The sequence below is a fragment of the Caulobacter sp. Root343 genome (assembly GCF_001425745.1).
In the GTDB taxonomy this organism is placed as follows: domain Bacteria; phylum Pseudomonadota; class Alphaproteobacteria; order Caulobacterales; family Caulobacteraceae; genus Caulobacter.
The window spans coordinates 50,526-67,859 of sequence record NZ_LMDF01000010.1 but is presented as its reverse complement, the minus strand read 5'-3'; the positions used below and the strand labels follow the sequence as shown (position 1 = coordinate 67,859).

Sequence of the window (17,334 nt, the reverse complement as noted above, 5' to 3'; positions counted from 1 at the left end):
CGAGCCCGCCGGATCTGGGAGGAGGAGCCTTCCGCGGCGGGTGAGCAAGGCACCGCCCATGTCCGCCTCGTCCGTTTCGCGCCTGTCGCTGTTCGCCGACGACACGTCCGACACTGTCGCCAATCTGCTGGCCGCCGCCCGCGCCCTGGTCCCCCACCTCAGCCGATCGCGGCGCCTGGACCGCAAGCTGCTGGCCTCGGTGATGACCCTGGTCTTCGGGGCCAGCGACGCCGAGGGCGCCTGGTCGTGGCGCGACGCCTACGATGCCTGCGAAGCGGCGCTGGTTCTGCAGGTGCGACGACTGGCGGCCCAGGTCGCCCGATTGGAGGACGCGCCCGCCGAGATCTGCGGGCTTTTGGCCAGCCTGGACGCGCTCTGTCCCACCCAGACCCGCCGCGACGACGAGCAGGTGGCGCTGGACCAGTTCTCAACCCCGCCGCAGCTTGGGGCGCTGGCCGCCCTGGCCGGCCAGGTGCGGGCCGGCGACAAGGTGCTGGAACCCTCGGCCGGCACCGGCCTGCTGGCCGTCCTGGCCGAAGTCCGCGGCGCGAGCCTGACCCTCAACGAGCTGTCGCCGCAGCGCGCGGGCTTGCTGGACGGCCTTTTTGCGACCGCGTCTCGGTCGCGGCACGACGCGGTCGAACTGAAGGACCGCCTGCCGGGCGCGGGCGGGTTCGACGTGGTGCTGTGCAATCCGCCGTTCGGACCGCTCGAGCAGCATCTGCATGCCGCGCTCGACACCCTGGCCGAGGGCGGGCGCCTGGTGGCCATCGTGCCGCGGCGCCTGCTGGAGGCGGAGGCGCGACTAAACTCACTGGCCGCGCGCGGGACCCTGGCCGGCCGCATCGCCCTGCCGGCGCGCGCCTTCGCCGGCCAGGGAACCTCGGTGGAAACCGGGCTTCTGGTGATCGATCGCGGCGCGGCCGGACCCATCGCGTCTTTGGTGTCGTGCGAGGATCTGGCCCAGGCGGCCGGCCATGTCGCCGTCCTGCCCGCCCGGCCCGGCGCCAAGCCGCGGGTTTTTCGCACGGTCGTCCAGCCGGCGGCCTTCGTCGGACGCGAGCGCGGGCCCGCCGGACCCGGCCGCCGCCTGGCGCTGCTGGCCCAGACCCGAGCCCTCGACTACGCGGTGATCGACTGGCGCGGCGAAGGCCACGACGTGGGTCTCTATCAGGCCTATCGCCTGGGCCGCATCGCCATCGCCGGCGCCGCGCCCCATCCCTCGGCCCTGGTGGAGTCCGGGCCGATGGCCTCGGTCGCCCCGCCCGCCCCCACCTATCGGCCCGTCCTGCCCACCGGCCTGATCGACGACCAGCGCCTGTCGGACGCCCAGCTGGAGACCATCGTCTATGCCGGGGAGGCTCACGCCCAGACCCTGCCGGGCTGCTGGCGGATCGGCGAGGCCGCTCACCAAGCCGTCTGCGTCGGGGCGGATGCGGAAGACGCCGTCAGCTTCCGGCGCGGCTTCTTTCTGGGCGACGGCACCGGCTGCGGCAAGGGCCGGCAGATCGCCGGCATCATCGCCGACAACATGGCCCAAGGCCGCCTTCGCGCCGTCTGGCTCTCCAAGAACGACGCCCTGCTCGAGGACGCCCGACGCGACTGGGGCGCGATCGGCGGCCAGGGCCACGACATCGTCCCGCAGAGCGGTTGGAAACAGGGCGAGGCCATCCGCCTGGAGCGTGGCGTGCTCTATTCGACCTATGCGACCCTGCGCCAGCCGGCCCGGGGCGATCGTCCGTCGCGCCTGGACCAGATCGTCGCCTGGCTGGGCGCGGACTTTGACGGGGTGATCGTCTTCGACGAGGCTCACGCCATGGCCAACGCCGCCGGCGGGGCCAAGGGCGGGCGCGGTCCCAAGAAGGCCTCGATGCAGGGCCAGGCGGGGCTAGCCCTGCAGAACCGTCTCCCCAGCGCCCGGATCCTCTATGTCTCGGCCACCGGGGCGACGACGCCGGAGAACCTGGCCTATGCCGGGCGCCTTGGCCTGTGGGGCGGGACCGAGGCGCCGTTCACCACGCGCGACGCGTTCCTGGAAGCCGTCGAGGCAGGCGGGGTGGCGGTCATGGAGCTGATCGCGCGCGAGCTGAAGGCGCTGGGCCTCTATATCGCCCGCTCCCTGTCGTTCGACGGCGTCGAGTACGAGGCCCTGCCCCATGCCCTATCGCCAGACGACATCGTCATCTGGGACCGCTGGGCCGACGCCTATCAACTGATCCATCGCAATCTTCGCCATGCCCTCAAGGCCACCGGCGTGCTCGGCGAGAACGGCTCGGCCCGAAGCGGCCAGGCGGCCTCGGCGGTGATGTCGGCGTTCGAGGGGACCAAGCTTCGGTTCTTCGGCCACCTGCTGGCGGGGCTCAAGGCTCCCAGCCTGATCGCGTCCATTCGGCAGGACCTGGCCGCCGGCCGCTCCAGCGTCGTCCAGGTGGTCAGCACCAACGAGGCGGTGATGGAGCGGCGCCTGGCGCAGATCCCGGCCGAGGAGTGGAACAACCTCACCATCGACCTGACGCCCAAGGACCAGGTGCTCGACTACCTGATGGCCGCCTTCCCGATCCAGGCGATGAGCGCCATCGACAATGACGACGGCTCGGTGACCCTCGTGCCGATGCTGGAGGATGGGCGGCCCGTCTATAGCCAGGAGGCCCTGGCGCTGCGCGATCAACTGGTGACCGAACTGGCCTGCCTGCCGGCCGCGCCCGGCGTGCTCGACGCGGTGCTTGACGCCCTGGGCCCCGACCTTGTCGCCGAGGTCACCGGCCGGGGCCGGCGGATCGTGCGACGCGAGGATCGTCGCGTCGTCGAGCGGCGCAGCGCCTCGGCCGCCAAGGCCGAGACCGACGCCTTCATGTCGGGCCCGAAGCGGGTCCTGGTGTTCTCCGACGCTGGCGGCACGGGGCGCAGCTATCACGCCGATCTCTCCGTCGCCAACCAGCAGCGACGGGTCCACTACCTGGTCGAGCCGGGCTGGCGGGCCGATGCGGCGATCCAGGGCTTGGGGCGTTCACACCGCACCAACCAGGCCAGCGCTCCGCTCTTTCGGCCGGTGACGACCGACATCCATGGCGAAAAGCGCTTCCTGTCGACGATCGCCCGCCGGCTGGACAGCTTGGGGGCCCTAACCCGGGGCGAGCGGCGCACCGCCGGCGCGGGCCTCTTCCGGACCGAGGACAATCTGGAAAGCCCATGGGCCCATCGCGCCCTGCAGGCCTTCTACGTCGCCCTGCACCACGGCGAGGTGAAGGCCATGGACCGGGCCGGCTTCGAGGCCAAGACAGGCCTCTCACTCCTCGACAGCGACGGAAATCTTCGCGCCGCCGACGACCTGCCGCCGATGAACACCTTCCTCAATCGGCTGCTGGCCCTGCGGATCGCCGACCAGAACGGGCTCTTCGTCGCCTTCGACGCCATCCTCTCCGGGATCCTCGAACGGGCCGCCGCGTCCGGGGCGCTGGACCGGGGCGTGGAGGACATCGTCGCCGACGAGCTGGTGGTGCTGGGCGAGGAGACCATCCGCACCGACGTGATGACTGGGGCTCAGACCCGGCTGACGCGGTTCTCGCTACGCACGCGCCGCCATCTGGCCACCGTCGAGGAGGCGCTGTCGGGCCAGGACCCGGCCGCCCTGCTTTATTACGTCAATCGCAAGTCCGGCCGCGCCGCCCTGGTGGTTCAGGGCCTGACCACCACGGACGATGACGACCGTCTGACCCCGGCGGTTCGGCTGGTGCGGCCCGACAAGCGCGCCACCACCCCGGTGAAGGCTTTCGAGGAGTCGGCCTGGGAAGGCGTCGACGAGGCGACCTGGTCGGTGGCCTGGCGCGCGGAGCTGGAAGCGGCCGACCCGTTCACGACCCGGGAGATCGTCCTGGTGACGGGCCTTTTGTTGCCGGTCTGGTCGAGCCTGCCCAGCCGCCAGGCCAGCGTGCGCCGCATCAAGGCGCCGGACGGGCGGCGATGGCTGGGCCGGGTGCTGGACCCGCTGCAGGTCCCGCCGCTGAAGCTGGCCTTGGGGCTGGGCGATGCGGCCCAGACCATCGGCGAGCCGGCGTTCGCGCAGCGCTCGGTGCTGCAGGACGGGGCCTCCCTGGCCCTGGCCGGCGGTCTGTGGTTGCGGCGGGCTCGGGTCATGGACCGCTGGCGCATCGAGGTGGTTGGGGCCGCGACCCAGCGCCAGGTCTTCGTCAATCTCGGCTGCTTTGTGGAGATCATCGCCTACACGCCAAGGGTCTTCGTGCCCGTCGACAAGCCGGCGGTGCTGCAGGCGGTGCTGGCCCGCTGGCCGGCCCAGAGCCTGCTCTCGCACTGAGAGACCCTGTTTGGAGAAGCCGAACGGCAATATCGCTGTCAGGCGAGAGAAGGACGTTCTGGACGAGATTCAAATGCTGAATTAGTACGATATTGTACACTTATGGCTTCGCCGCTACAGATTGGCCGACAAGCACAGTTTGGGAGGCGAGGATGAAGGTCGGATTTGTCGCGGCGGCGCTTGCCTGCGGACTCGCGAGTGCTGGGCCCAGCTTGGCGTCGGAGGCTTCCAAACCCTCGGTCACGCCCCATCAGACCGTCGTTTCCGATAAGGCGATCAAGGCCCGGGTCGAAGCGTTGCTGGTGCAGATGACCCCGGAAGAAAAAGCGGGACAACTGTTCATCGCCTTCCATCTGTCGCCGCCGCCCAAGCTGGAGCCCTTTGTCGAGAAAGGCATAGCCGAAGGGCGTATCGGCAATGTGCTTTTCGTCTCGGACCCGGCCCACGCCAACGCCCTGCAACGCGTCGCGCTCGAACAGAGCCGGTTGAAGATCCCGTTGATGTTCGGCTTCGACGTCATACACGGGCTGCGCACCATATTCCCTGTCCCGATCGGCCTGGCGGCGAGCTGGGATCCGAAAATGGTCGAGGACGTGCAGGCTTCCGCCGCTGGCGAGGCCCGTGCGGTCGGCATCCAGTGGTCTTTCGCGCCAAACGTCGACATCGCGCGCGATCCGCGTTGGGGGCGCATGGTCGAGGGCGCGGGCGAGGACCCCTACCTTGGATCGGTCATGGCCGCAGCGCAGGTGCGTGGCTTCCAGGGACCCGCCATGGGAACGCCGAACCGGATCATCGCCGGGGTCAAGCATTTCGCCGCGTACGGCGCCGCGCTCGGCGGCCGCGACTACGACGAGGTGAACGTCTCCGATAGTGAGCTTTGGAACGTCTATCTACCGCCGTTCAAGGCCGCGATCGACGCGGGGGCTTACAATGTCATGTCCGCCTACATGCCGCTGAACGGCGTGCCTGCGACAGCGAACTCTTGGCTCCTCACCGACGTGCTGCGCGATACGTGGAGGTTCAAGGGCTTCGTGGTCAGCGACGCTGGCGCCGTCGGCAATCTCGTCACGCACGGTCTGGCCACCGATCGCGCCGATGCCGCCGTGAAGGCGCTCAACGCGGGCGTGACGATGGAGATGGACAACAATATCAACGTCTTTTCCGAGCTTCCTAAGGCCCTTGCGCAGGGGGCGATCAGCCAGGTTCAACTCGACGACGCGGTCCGCAAGGTGCTTGAGACCAAGGTTCGGCTCGGACTCTTTGAGAACCCGTACGCCGATGTGCGCAAAGCCGCCGAGGCGATCGCCGATCCAGAGCGGCGAAGGCTCGCGCGGGTCGCAGCGGAGCGCTCGGCAGTCCTGCTGCGCAACGAAGGGGCCGTCCTGCCTTTGGACCGCAAGACGCTAAGGTCGGTCGCGGTGATCGGCCCGTTGGCCGATTCCGCCCGCGACACCGAAGGACCCTGGGTCTTCAAGCCGCAGGCCGATGGCGTCACGATCTTGGCCGGCTTGCGCGAAAAGCTTGGGCCCACGGTGCGGATAGACCATGTCGTGGGTGTGGGCATGCCGCGACGGCTCAACGGGTCCTTCATTGATCCCGAGCCGAAGGCCGTCACGCCGCCGATCGACGACACGGCGGGCATCGCTCAGGCCGTCGCCGCCGCGCGCAACGCCGATGTCGCGATTCTCGTGCTTGGCGAAAAGCGCGAAATGATCGGTGAAAACGCGTCGCGGGCTTCGCTTGACCTCCCTGGAAAGCAGCAGGACCTCCTCGAGGCAGTGGTGGCGACGGGTAAGCCTGTTGTCCTGGTGCTGATGAGCGGTCGGCCGCTCGATTTGAAATCGGCGAATCCTGCTGCGATCCTGGAGGCCTGGTACCCAGGCTCCGAAGGTGGTCGCGCAGTCGCAAACCTGCTGATGGGTGATACTGTGCCTGGCGGCAAGCTGCCATTCAGTTGGCCACGCAATGTCGGACAGGTTCCGCTGGTCTATTCCCGGCTGAGCTCGCACGCGCCCTACCAGGCTTCTCTTCGTTACTGGGATCAACGCGGCGCCCCCGTGTGGCCGTTCGGATTTGGCCTCAGCTACACGCGCTTCGACTACGAGGCCCCATCGGTCGAACGGACAACCATCGCCAAGGGCGAGCGCGTCGGGGTCTCGGTCACCGTGCGCAATGTTGGGACGCGCGTCGGCGATGAGACCGTTCAGCTCTATGTTCATCAGCGCTCCGGCGCAGCGCGCCCAGTCCGGGAGCTGAAAGGCTTCCGGCGCGTCACCTTGCAACCGGGCGAGACCAAGGTCGTGCGCTTCGAGCTTGGCCCTGACGAGTTGAGCTACTGGAGCAGTGAAGCCCGCGCCTTCGTCCAGGACGCCAGCGCGTTCGATGTCTGGCTAGGCGGAGACTCCACGGCTTCGGCGCGATCCCGGTTTGCTGTCGTTGACGCCGCACAGGACGGCGGCAAGCCCGTGGCGCCTTAGGGTCGAAACCCAATCAAGATGTTGATTGATATGCTCTGGCTGTGATTCACTTCCGCTAGCGGAGGAAGACAATGGCTGGAGAGTTCTGGTTGTCGGACCGGCAGTGGGCGGTGATCGAGCCGCTTTTGCCAAAGAACCAGCCTGGCGCGCATCGGGTAGACGACCGGCGTGTGATCAGCGGCATTGTCCATGTGTTGAAGGCGGGCTGTCGCTGGCAAGACTGCCCAGCGGTCTATGGCCCGCCGACAACCATCTATAATCGCTTCCGGCGATGGACGATCAAGGGCGTGTGGCGACGCCTGTTCGCGGCCCTGGTCGCGCTTAGTCCCGACGATGTTCATATGATCGACTCCACCAGCGCCAAAGCCCATCGATCAGCAGGCGGCGGAAAAGGGGGGCCGAAATCCAGGCGATCGGTCGTTCGCGCGGCGGTCGCACCACCAAGATCCACGCCGTCGTCGACGGCCAAGGACGCCTGATCGCCTTCGAAATCACAGCCGGGCAACGCGGCGACGCCCCCTTCGCCCGGTCGCTGCTGGAGCAACTGCCCCATGCGCGCCTCTGCTTGGCCGACACCGCCTACGATGCTGACAAGCTACGCAAATTCCTGATCGAACGAGGCACCACCCCCGTCATCCCCAACAATCCGACCCGAAAGCGCATCCAGCCCTTCGACCCGCAGGCCTACAAGCAGCGCAACCTTGTCGAGCGGATGTTCTGCAGGCTCAAGGATTGGCGACGCGTGGCAACACGATACGACAAACTCGCCGCCATCTTCGCCAGCGCCGTATGCATCGCCGCCATCATCATCTGGTGGGCTCAATGAGTCTGGAGCCTAGGGCGGCCGAGAACCCGAATACTGAGAAGGACGGGGCTCGACGAGGATGACCGTTGGGTCGGCGGCGGGCCCACGGGTGGTGGCCACGGTCAGGAAAAACCGGCCGGACCGGTGGCTAAAGGAGAAAGCAAGGGCCGGCGCGGTCGAGCGATCCGGACATTGGGGTCCGGCGCCGCCAGATCGGAGGACGCCATGTCCGCCTCCCCTGCCCTCACCGCCTCGGCTCCCATCGTTCCCAGCAGCGACCCTGTCGCGGCGGGTTCTGCCTGCGCTGTAAAAGAGGCGGCCGCCACGGAGGCCTTCCAGTCCGCTTCGGCGGGACGACGGGCGCGCTCGCGCGAACGAATCCTCGATCTTGCGGAACGCTTCGGCGTCGACGTCATGCAGGACGCCGAGATCGTCCACCTGCAGTTGGACGGCGACGACCGCATCGAAAGCTTCGAATTGGCCGAGCGTCTGATCGAGCGGTTCGGTGGCCTGGCCGGCGTCCTGAGCGCCGACCGCGTCGAACTGCGCCGCTATGTGGGTGAGGCGACCATCCTCAACTTCAAGATCCTGCGCGAGGCGGCCGGCCGGGTCAGCCTGGCGGCCATGGCGGCCAGGCCGGTGATGTCCTCGTTCGGGGCCGTCGCCGACTTCTTCCGCGCCAAGCTGCGCGGTCTGCCGCGCGAGGAGTTTTGGGTGGCCTTTCTCGACAAGAAGAACCAGTTGATCCTGGTCGAAGCGATGGGCGTGGGCACGGTCGACCACGCGCCGGTCTATCCGCGCGAGGTGCTGCGCCGGGCCCTGGAGGTGGGCGCCACCGCCCTGGTCTTGGCTCACAACCACCCGTCCGGCGACCCCGAGCCCTCCCGTCCCGACATCGGCATGACCAAGGTCATTGTCGAGGCGGGCAAGGTTCTGGGGGTCCTCGTCCACGATCATCTGATCGTCGGTTCGCAGAAGATCGAGAGCTTCCGGGCTCTTGGCCTGCTTTAGGTCAGCGAAAAGCTATCCCCCAAAATTCACGGGTGAATTTCGGGGAGGTGCCAGCACCGATCCTTGCTTCCATCCTCTCGCCCCTTTGGCGGGCCCCGGACGACAGGACCTGGCGCGACAGGTCCCGGCGCCGGCGGCCTGCCTTTCGGCGTGCTGCGTTGCGTGGCGACCAGGGAGTGAGCCTGATGATCGATCGGCCCGGTACCGGTGAACGCGTCTACCTCTCGATCAAGACCTTCCTGCTGTCCGAAGGCGCGCTGCGGCCCGGCGAGCGCATCGACGTCTCCGACCTGGCCCGACGGTTCGGGGCCAGCGCCACGCCGGTGCGCGCGGCGCTGCACCGCCTGGTCGGCGAGCGGCTGCTGACCGCCCTGCCCGGCGAAGGCTTCCTGGTCCCGCGGATGAACGAACCGGACCTGTCGGACCTCTACCAGTGGAACGCCGCCCTGCTGGTCAACGCCGCCCGGGCCGCCAGCGGCGAGCCGACCATCCCCATCGAGCCGCCGGCCGGGGACGGGCCGATCGCCGCCCTCGAAGACCTCTTCGCTCGCCTGGCCGCGCGCAGCGCCAATGTCGAGATGGAATGGGCCGTGGCCGGGGCCAGCGACCGGTTGCATCGTCCTCGCTGCGCCGAACTCGACGTGATCCCCGAGTTTCTGGAAGAGTCGCGGGAACTGCGGCGCCTAGCGGCCATCGGGTCGGCGGGCGCGCTGCGCCAAGCCATCGTCACCTATCATCGCAGACGGCTGCGCCTGGTGCCGGCGCTCGTGCGCAGCCTCCATGGCCTCGGCGATCGCGACCCGCGCCGGCCGGCGGAATAATCGGAATATTCTGGCGTTATTTCCTGGGAGTTCTCCACCTCCGGTCGCACCGTACAACCGTCACGGTGGGCGTGACTTAGAGAAGGAGACCGTCATGGAACGGATCGAAGACCACATCGAAGACGCCCTGATCGACCTGGGCGCCGTCACCGTCGAGACCCAGGGTCCCGACGGCACCGAGATCGAAGGCTTCGTCCTGCAGCCGCGCGCCGGCATCAGCGACGAATAGGTCGATCGATGCCCGTCCGCGTGGAGGGGCATCCCCCCGTTGTCTGGAGAGCATCCATGGAAAAGCACGACGAAGATCTGGTCGACCTGATCGACCTTGGCGCGGTGACCGAGGTGACCAAGGGCATGATGGGCGTCGACATCGAAGGCTTCGACCTTCAGCCGCACGCCGGCCTGTCCGACGATTAGTTTTCCATCCGGCGTCCCTTCGGGGACGCCCCGCCGGAGCGAGCCATGGAGTTCGTGGTCCCCGATCACATCGCCTACTGCTTCAGCGCCGGCAGACCCATCTTTCTGGACGTCGCGCGCAACCGATACTTCACCGTCTCCGCCCGACTGGCGGAAGCGTTCGACGCTTTCGTACGCGGCGAGCGCGCGCCGGAACTGCAGGATGCGCTCGATGCGCTCGCGGGTCAGGGGCTGCTGGTGCGCTCGAGCGCCCGACCGACGCCGCGCACCCCTATCGAGGCGGCGCGGCGTGACCTGACGATCCAGAAGGAGGCGCCGTTTCGTCTTGGAGACGGGTTGGCCGTGACCAGGCACGTGTGGCGCACCTATCGCCGGCTGAGACACGATGCGCTGACCCTGATCATCGCCGATCTCAAGCGGCGGCGAAGCGGGGCGACCACGGCGGATCCTAACCGAACCGCCGATCTTCACGCGCGATTCCTTCGCCATAGGCCCTATGTGCCGATCAAGGCCAATTGTCTTCTCGATTCGATCGCCCTGCTCGACTTCCTGGGTCGCCACGGCGACGACGCCAACCTGGTTTTCGGGGTGACGCCAAGTCCGTTCTCGGCGCACTGCTGGCTTCAACGGGGTGATCAAGTTCTCAACGACGTGCTAGACCGAGTGTCGCCCCGCCTGCCGATCATGGTCGTGTGATGGCCTTGGATCTCGTCGTCGCCAGCTCCGGGTCGCCCGAGACGCTCGTCGAAATCGAGGCCAAGCTGGCTCGCCAAACCGAACTGCGATGCCAGATGCGCGGCGACGGCTTCATTGTGGTGGCGAACACCGCACCTCGAGTTCGACTTGGAGAAGGACGGGGCGGCGTCTTCGGCGATCTCTTCGCGCGGCGAGACCACCATCGGATCGCCAGCATGACCGACGCCGATGGCGAAGCGATCGTCCGCTCGAAGGGCGAGCGGCTTGTTCGAGAGTATTGGGGAGACTACCTCGGCGTCATTGCTGGCGAAGGTGGGCTCGTACGCCTTGTCCGAGCCCCTTTTGCGGCGCTCACCATCTATCTGGTCGACCTCGGCGACACATGGATCGCCGCGACCGATGTCGGTCTTTTGATCGACGCCGGCTTGTTGTCGCCGCGCATCGACTGGTCCTTCGTCGCTCACTTCCTGGCCTATCCCTTCCACCGGTCGAGGCGGACGGGCTTCCTGGGCGTGACCGAGGTCACGTCCGGTGCGCGGCTGACCCTCCGCCCTGGGCGGCGGCCGGTCGAGGAGAGCCTGTGGTCGCCGTGGGACTACGTGCGCCCTATGGTCCCGAACGACGCGGCCGCCATGCTTGAACGCGAGGTGCGGGCCTGTGTCAGGACCTGCGTCGAAGGAAGGCGGCAGGTCCTCCTCGAGCTGTCGGGCGGTCTGGATTCGTCGATCCTCGCCGCGTCGTTGTGGGACACGCCCACCCAGGTGATTTGCGTCAACATGATCTCGCCGTCGCCCGATGGCGACGAGCGGCTGTTCGCGCGCGCCGTGACCGAGCGCCTGGGCCTTCCCCTGCAGGAGATCGCGCTCTCCCCGCGCGACCTTGACCTGGTCGCGCCGCCCAAGCTCCGGCGACCCAGGCCGAGCGCTCATGCCCTGCTCGGCGCTTGGGACGAGGCCCTGACGGTGCAGGCCAGCGAGCTCGGCGTCGACGCGTTCGTGTCCGGCGGTGGCGGCGACAATGTCTTCTTCAACACCCATGGCTCGGGTCCCGCCGCCGATGCACTGCGTGGCGGCGCCATTGGAACCTGGTCCACGGCGGTCAAGGATCTCGCGCGCTTGCATGGCTGCAGCGTCTGGAAGGCCGCGAGGCTATCGATTCGCCGCGCGCTGACGCCGGCGACGCTGACCTGGAGATCGGACACGCGATTTTTGGCGGGACCGGCGACGGCGATCTTGCTTGAGGACCACCCGTGGCTGGATCCGCCAGCCGGGGTCCTTCCCGGGAAGATCGATCATGTCCGCGGGCTCATGGCGGTGCAGAACTATCTCGATGGCTTTCCGCGCGCGTCTCAGGCGCCGATCCTGACCCCGCTCCTCTCGCTGCCGATCGTCGAGCTTTGCCTATCGATCCCGAGTTGGACGTGGATTGGCGGCGGCCAGGATCGCGCGGTCGCGCGCCAAGCCTTCAAGGCGCGCCTCCCGGCCATCGTCATCGATCGACGAGCGAAGGGAAACCTGTCGGGCTTCGCGGGTCCAGCGTTCGAGGCCGCCAGGCCCAAGCTGGCCGAGCATCTTCTTGGCGGCCGGCTCGACCAAGCCGGGCTGATCGATACCGCGAGCATTCGGCGGGCGCTCGAGGAGACGGGCCCGCCGAAAGGGTCGGATTTCTTCCGTGTCCTCCAGATCGCGGACGTCGAGTCCTGGGCGCGCAGCTGGTCCTAGCGGGCAGTGTCCGCCCGCACGCGCATCGCTTCCCAGCGCGCGTATTGGTCCGTCTTGGCGGGATCGGGATCTTCTCGACCCTGCAACCAGAAGCGAAACCAATCGAGATTCCGCTGGTAGACGGCCAACTTGTGGCGCGGCTGGATCTTGATGTGCGGTTCGTGCGCGAAGACGTAGGCCTCGAAGGGGGTGGCGCTGTTGGAGAGCCGGGCCAGCAGCTCCGGGCCGATGCCATATTCCTGTTCCGACATCTGCATGAGCACGGCGGCGTGGATCCGATCGGTCTTCAGGGCTGGCGACACCAGCTTCCAACGTTCGGCTGTCTGCGCCGGATCGCCCAGCCCCCACGCGATCTTCAGGGGCTCGTGGTTGTGTCGCCCGGCGACACCGTGGATCCAGTAATAGGCCGGCTCAAGCTGTGGGGTGCTGATCGAGACCGCTCGGAGAAGATCGGACTCGGTGGCCACCCACATCGCCACCTCGCTCCCGAAGCTCAGTCCGCCCATGCCGATGCGCGTCCGATCCACACGGCCCGCGTCGGCGAGACGGCCAACGATCGTGCGAATGCCCGACAGCGCCACGTTGTAGTTGGCGACGGAGTCCTGCTTCTCGGCGGGCGCGCCCGTCTTGTTGACACAGAGACTCGCGATCCCAGACGCGGCCAAGGCGCGAAGCGGCCACTCGTCGCCTGTGCCGCCAAGCACGAACCCTTGGCAAAGATAGTAGGTTAAAAAGAGGGGCGGTCGATTGTCATGACCGTTGGCCTGGGCGGGAAAGAAGACGCCCGTGAACGCGTGGCCGTCGGCGTCGGTCCAGGCGAGCGGCTCGGGTGTGATGTCCTCGCCGAGCCGCAGCCCGGTGTTGGGAGCCGCGACGATCGTGCGACCCCCGGTGTCCAGATCGATCGACTCGAGACGCGGCGGCGTCGTCGGCGACGCCACGACGCAAAAGGCGCGTGAGCGGGTCAGGGCGCAGGGCGCGGTCTCGGTAAGTCCGCCGCCCAACAGACCCTGGCTTCCCGTGAGTTCGCGGAAGCGCCCATGTGCGACGTCCCATGTCAGCAGCGCTTGCCGATAACCGGGTTCCTGGCGCGTGAGCACCACGACATCGGATCCAGGCCGCCACATGCCCGCGACGATCTTTCCCGAACAGAGTCGATGCTGACAGGCGATCGGCTCCGCGCCGGAAGGGCGCAGGACCTCCACCGTCGCGTCGCCGTCCCTGGAGCGTCGTATGGAAAGCCGGCCCGTCGGAGAGGTCGCGCCGACGTCTGGCGGCCCCGAGAATAGCGCCGGCGGCACGTTGGCGGCGGGCAGCCCCTTGGCCTTGGCGTCAGGGGCCGCGAGCGGCTCGACCGATCGCCCGTCGAGCGCCGCATTGAAGAACCTTGGCGCGGGGCCGAGCACGCTCCGTCGCGCGAACCACTGGCCAGCCAGCCGTTGGGCGGCGAAACGGCCGTTGACGTCGACCGCGTCGAACAGGTTCTGGGACGGATCGACCGCGCCGTCGATCCGCACGCCACGATCGTACTCGTCGCGCTCGGCCTCCAGAATGGCCTGGCGGGTGGGACCAACACGCCAGGCGATATCGGTCTTGCCGACGATGAAGGCCTCGATGTCGGCGGCGTCGCGCGTGACCTGCTCGACCTGACCGTCGTCGGGGCTGGCGCGCCAGAGCTGGGCGCCGTTATCGGTGACGGCCCGGAAGTAGAACCAGCGCCCGTCCGACGTCCATTGCGGGATCTCGGGGGTCGCGGGACCCGCGTCGGTCCAGATCGGCGCGCCGCCGTCGGCGATCTTGCGCGCCGGTCGAGACCCATCCGTTGGCGCGGCCCACCACGACAGGCGCCGCCTGTTTTCGGCGACCGACCCGTCTTCCTGTCGATAGACGACCCAGCGCTCGTCCGACGAAACAGACACGCTCGACAACACACGCATCTCCACCATGTCGCGGAGCGAGGGCGAGGGCGAGGGCGAGGGCGGCGACGCCGCGATGGCCAGGCCTATAAGAAGGCCGGTCACCATGGCTTGATCACCGTCACCGCCACGACGCGACCTATGGCCGAGGCGTTGTCGGTGTCGAAGCCGATCGCGCTTGAGGGCGTCACGCTCTCGACGAAGGGCGGATCCTTGTCGAACAGGTTGCTGGCCGAAAGCGTCAGTCGCACGCCTGACCAGAGGCCGTCTTGCTCGGGAAGCCGGTAGCTGACGTTCAGGTCGACGGTCGTCCAGCTTGAGACCGATCGCGCGGGCGATACGGTCTGGTTCGTGTAGCCGCCAGCGACGTTGACGGCGGCGGCCAGGTCCCATGGACCGTGCGACCACGACCCGCGTCCCCGCACCCGTAGCTTCAAGGGATTGCCCACGGTGTCGACCTGGTCCGTGGATGGGGAGCCGGCCGTGAAGCGCTTGTCGACGCGGAAGGTGTAGCTGCCCGAGACACCGAGACCCACAGGATCGCCGCGCAGGCGGCCTTGCCACGCCAAATCGAGGTCGATGCCGTCCTGAACCAGCGAGGACAGGTTCTGGGTGCGGGCGTTGGCGATCGCCTTGATGTCGGCGGCGGCGATGCCCGAGGTGTTCGAAAGATAGGGTGAGGCGTAGTAGCCGGCGATCTCGCCGGCGCTGGGCGTCTCGTTCAACTGGCCGCGATATAGGTCGCGATTGATCAGCATGTTGAGGGCGCCGGCGTTGGGCGCGCCGATGCGATCGCTGTACTCCACGCGGAAATAGCCGGCGTTCAGTCGAAGGCCCTGCGCGGCGGGCGGTCGCCACTCCAAGCCCGCCGTCCAGGTCTTGGCGCGCTCGGGCTGGATCCCCGGCGTATTGCCGAGCAGGAAGAGGACGTTCGTCTTCCCCGTCGGCGACTTGGGGTCGATGACCGCGAACGGGAAGTATTGGATCAGGCCAGGACCGAGACGCTGATCCTGGAAGCTCGGCGCCCGGAATGAGGTCCCATAGGCTCCCTTCAGCGTGAGACCCGCGATGGTCTCAAGATTGACGCCGATCTTGGGGTTCGAGGTGCGCCCGAAGTCGCTGTAGTCCTCGATACGACCGGCCAGCGACAGATCCAGGCGATGGACGCCTGGTATGGCCTGGCCCTCGCCGATCAGGGGCGCGCGCAACTCGCCATAGACCGCCTCGATGCGCCGCACGCCCGGATAGTCCACCGGCGAGACCCGCTGGTCGGCGGTCGTCTGGTAGGTGATCGAGGTGTTCCGATAGCGCTCGCTGCGATGCTCGTACCCGACCGCGAGCTTCAAGGGGCCGGCCGGCAGGTCGAAGAGTTCGCCATCGCCTTTCAGGCCGGCCGTCCACACCGTGTAGAGGCCCCGGCCCTTGGTCCAGCCCCGGATCGCATCGATCGTGGAAGGATGGGTGGACCGTGGACCGCCGAAGAGATTGTAGGCGGTGGCGGGATTGGTGTCGGCGAGGGCCAGGTTCAGGCGATAGGTGTTGACGATGTTGCGGCCGCCGGTCACGTCCTCCTCGCGGCCGTAACCCGCGGACCCGGTCACCGACCAGGTCCCGATCCGCCGCGTCAGGTCCGCGCCGCCGTTGACCGCGCTGATGTGGCCTCGGCTGCGTTCGGCGCCGAGGTCGTCGGCGAAGCGGTACTGAACCCGCACCGGCTGTCGTGCGCCGAGCGGGTCGACGTAGAACGGGTTGCTGACAGGCACGGTGACCTGGCTGGCCCAGGTCGGCGTTCGGCGAAGATCGTAGCGGCGATCGGCGCCCAGGATACGCGCCGACAGCGTCGTCGAGGCGTCCAGATCGACACCGCCCGAGAGATAGATCGACTGCCGTGTCTGGCGCGGAAGGATGTCGGCGCCCAGCCGCGCGTCGGTGCGGTTGACCTGATCGGCGCCGAGCCGCGCGGCGGTCAGGCCGACGCCGTTTTGGCCGGCGGGAATCGCGAAGTTGCGGCCACCCGCCACGATCGTTCCGGGACTGGCGTAGCCCGTACGTCGATCAAGGCCTCCGAACGGGCGGAGGTCTTCGCGAGCGAACGCGCGATCATCGGCCGCCAGCCGGCCGCGGCGCAGATATTCATAGGCGAACGTCAGGTAGCCGCGCTCCCAGACCCTCCCGCGCATCACCGAGGCCTGCACTTCGCTGAAGTCGCCGTCCGCGGTGCCATATCGCATCCGGGCCTCTCCGCCGTCGAGGCGGTCGCGCAGGACGATGTTGACCACGCCGGCGACGGCGTCGGATCCGTAGAGAGCCGAGGCCCCATCGGCCAGCGCCTCGATGTGGTCGATCGCCGTCGAGGGGATCAGCGACAGATCGGCGAAGCTGCCGGCGACGCCCCCCATCGCCGGCCGATCGCCGTTGATCAGGACGAGGGTGGAGGTGTTGCCCAGGCCGCGAAGATTGACCCCGGTGCCGAAGCCGCCGTTGAACGCCGCGCCATTGCGCGAACTCAGGGACGCCGCGCCCTCGGAGGCCCCCCCGGCGTAGTTCTGCGGCAGGGCCTGCAGCAGTTCCTGGGTCGAGGCGTAACCGCTGGCGTCGATATCCTTGCGCGTGATCGAGATCAGCGTCGAACCGACGGGGGCCTCGCCCCGAATGCGGGTGCCGGTGACGACGAGTTCGGAAAGGACTTCAGCGTCGCCGGCCTGGGGCTCCCCCGTCGCGGGTGTGTCCCCGCGCAGCGGCTGGACGACCAGGGTCGCTCCGACCGGGGTGATCTTCAGGCCCGAGCCGGAAAGCAGGGCCGCATAGGCCTCGTCGGCGGTGTAGCGGCCCTGCAGCGCCGGCGCGGTCTTGCCGCGCACCAGGCTCGAGGAGACCACCACTTGGCGGCCGCTGACACGGGCCACTTCCGACAGGGCCTTGGCCAGGGGCTGGCTTTTGAGATCGTAGGCCCTGGAGGCCTCGGACGGGACGAGCGGCGCGGCGAGGGCCGGGACCGCCGCGGACAGGACGAGACAGGCGGCCGTGGCCATCAGGCCGCGGCGGAGACGATAGGTGTTGCGATGCATTTGGGGCCCCAAACCCGATGGGCCGCGCGGTTCGCGGCTTGTCGTGGGGCTCTGACGAGGTCCGCGGCGCCGACCTCACAAAAAACTTTC

The 17,334-nt window shown here is 68.1% G+C and carries 11 protein-coding genes; 9 read left to right on the top strand and 2 right to left on the bottom strand.

Translation table 11 applies throughout. The annotated features are described in order from the left end of the window. The first annotated feature begins 58 nt into the window (after window positions 1–58). From ASC70_RS21180 to ASC70_RS21150, 9 genes are all read left to right on the top strand, one after another. On the top strand, window positions 59–4,312 hold the full coding sequence (locus tag ASC70_RS21180; RefSeq protein WP_056054256.1) for a strawberry notch-like NTP hydrolase domain-containing protein: 4,254 nt from the start codon (window positions 59–61) through the stop codon (window positions 4,310–4,312). Between the two features lie 152 nt (window positions 4,313–4,464). Continuing rightward, window positions 4,465–6,789, top strand: a complete 2,325-nt coding sequence (gene bglX, locus ASC70_RS21175; RefSeq protein WP_082547427.1) for a beta-glucosidase BglX — start codon at window positions 4,465–4,467, stop codon at window positions 6,787–6,789. A gap of 71 nt (window positions 6,790–6,860) precedes the next feature. Then, a protein-coding gene (locus tag ASC70_RS26045) for an IS5 family transposase (RefSeq protein WP_156396279.1) occupies window positions 6,861–7,615 on the top strand; the annotation gives its coding sequence in 2 pieces (ribosomal slippage) (window positions 6,861–7,194 and window positions 7,194–7,615; 756 coding nt in all). Between the two features lie 204 nt (window positions 7,616–7,819). Continuing rightward, the gene (locus tag ASC70_RS21165) at window positions 7,820–8,605 is read left to right on the top strand and encodes a RadC family protein (protein ID WP_082539940.1); all 786 of its coding nucleotides are present in this window, start codon (window positions 7,820–7,822) and stop codon (window positions 8,603–8,605) included. A gap of 185 nt (window positions 8,606–8,790) precedes the next feature. Further along, window positions 8,791–9,426, top strand: coding sequence for a GntR family transcriptional regulator (locus ASC70_RS21160; RefSeq protein WP_056054251.1), 636 nt, complete (start codon window positions 8,791–8,793; stop codon window positions 9,424–9,426). Window positions 9,427–9,520: 94 nt separating this feature from the next. Continuing rightward, entirely contained in the window at window positions 9,521–9,655 is a 135-nt protein-coding gene (locus ASC70_RS25130; protein ID WP_156396278.1) for a benenodin family lasso peptide, read from the top strand. Between the two features lie 56 nt (window positions 9,656–9,711). After that, window positions 9,712–9,843, top strand: coding sequence for a hypothetical protein (locus tag ASC70_RS25800; RefSeq protein WP_255355050.1), 132 nt, complete (start codon window positions 9,712–9,714; stop codon window positions 9,841–9,843). Window positions 9,844–9,888: 45 nt separating this feature from the next. After that, a complete protein-coding gene (locus ASC70_RS21155; protein WP_056054248.1) occupies window positions 9,889–10,539 on the top strand; it encodes a lasso peptide biosynthesis B2 protein in 651 nt (216 codons plus the stop codon). Next, entirely contained in the window at window positions 10,539–12,260 is a 1,722-nt protein-coding gene (locus ASC70_RS21150) for an asparagine synthase-related protein (protein ID WP_056054244.1), read from the top strand. Before ASC70_RS21155 ends, ASC70_RS21150 begins: the two co-directional genes overlap by 1 nt. Here the strand turns inward: ASC70_RS21150 and ASC70_RS21145 are convergent. Together ASC70_RS21145 and ASC70_RS21140 are read right to left on the bottom strand one after the other, a co-directional pair. Beyond that, window positions 12,257–14,284, bottom strand: a complete 2,028-nt coding sequence (locus tag ASC70_RS21145) for an Atxe2 family lasso peptide isopeptidase (protein WP_056054241.1) — start codon at window positions 14,282–14,284, stop codon at window positions 12,257–12,259. The two genes, ASC70_RS21150 and ASC70_RS21145, sit on opposite strands and share 4 nt — an antisense overlap. Then, a complete protein-coding gene (locus ASC70_RS21140; RefSeq protein WP_056054239.1) occupies window positions 14,278–17,244 on the bottom strand; it encodes a TonB-dependent receptor in 2,967 nt (988 codons plus the stop codon). Before ASC70_RS21140 ends, ASC70_RS21145 begins: the two co-directional genes overlap by 7 nt. Window positions 17,245–17,334: the final 90 nt, after the last annotated feature.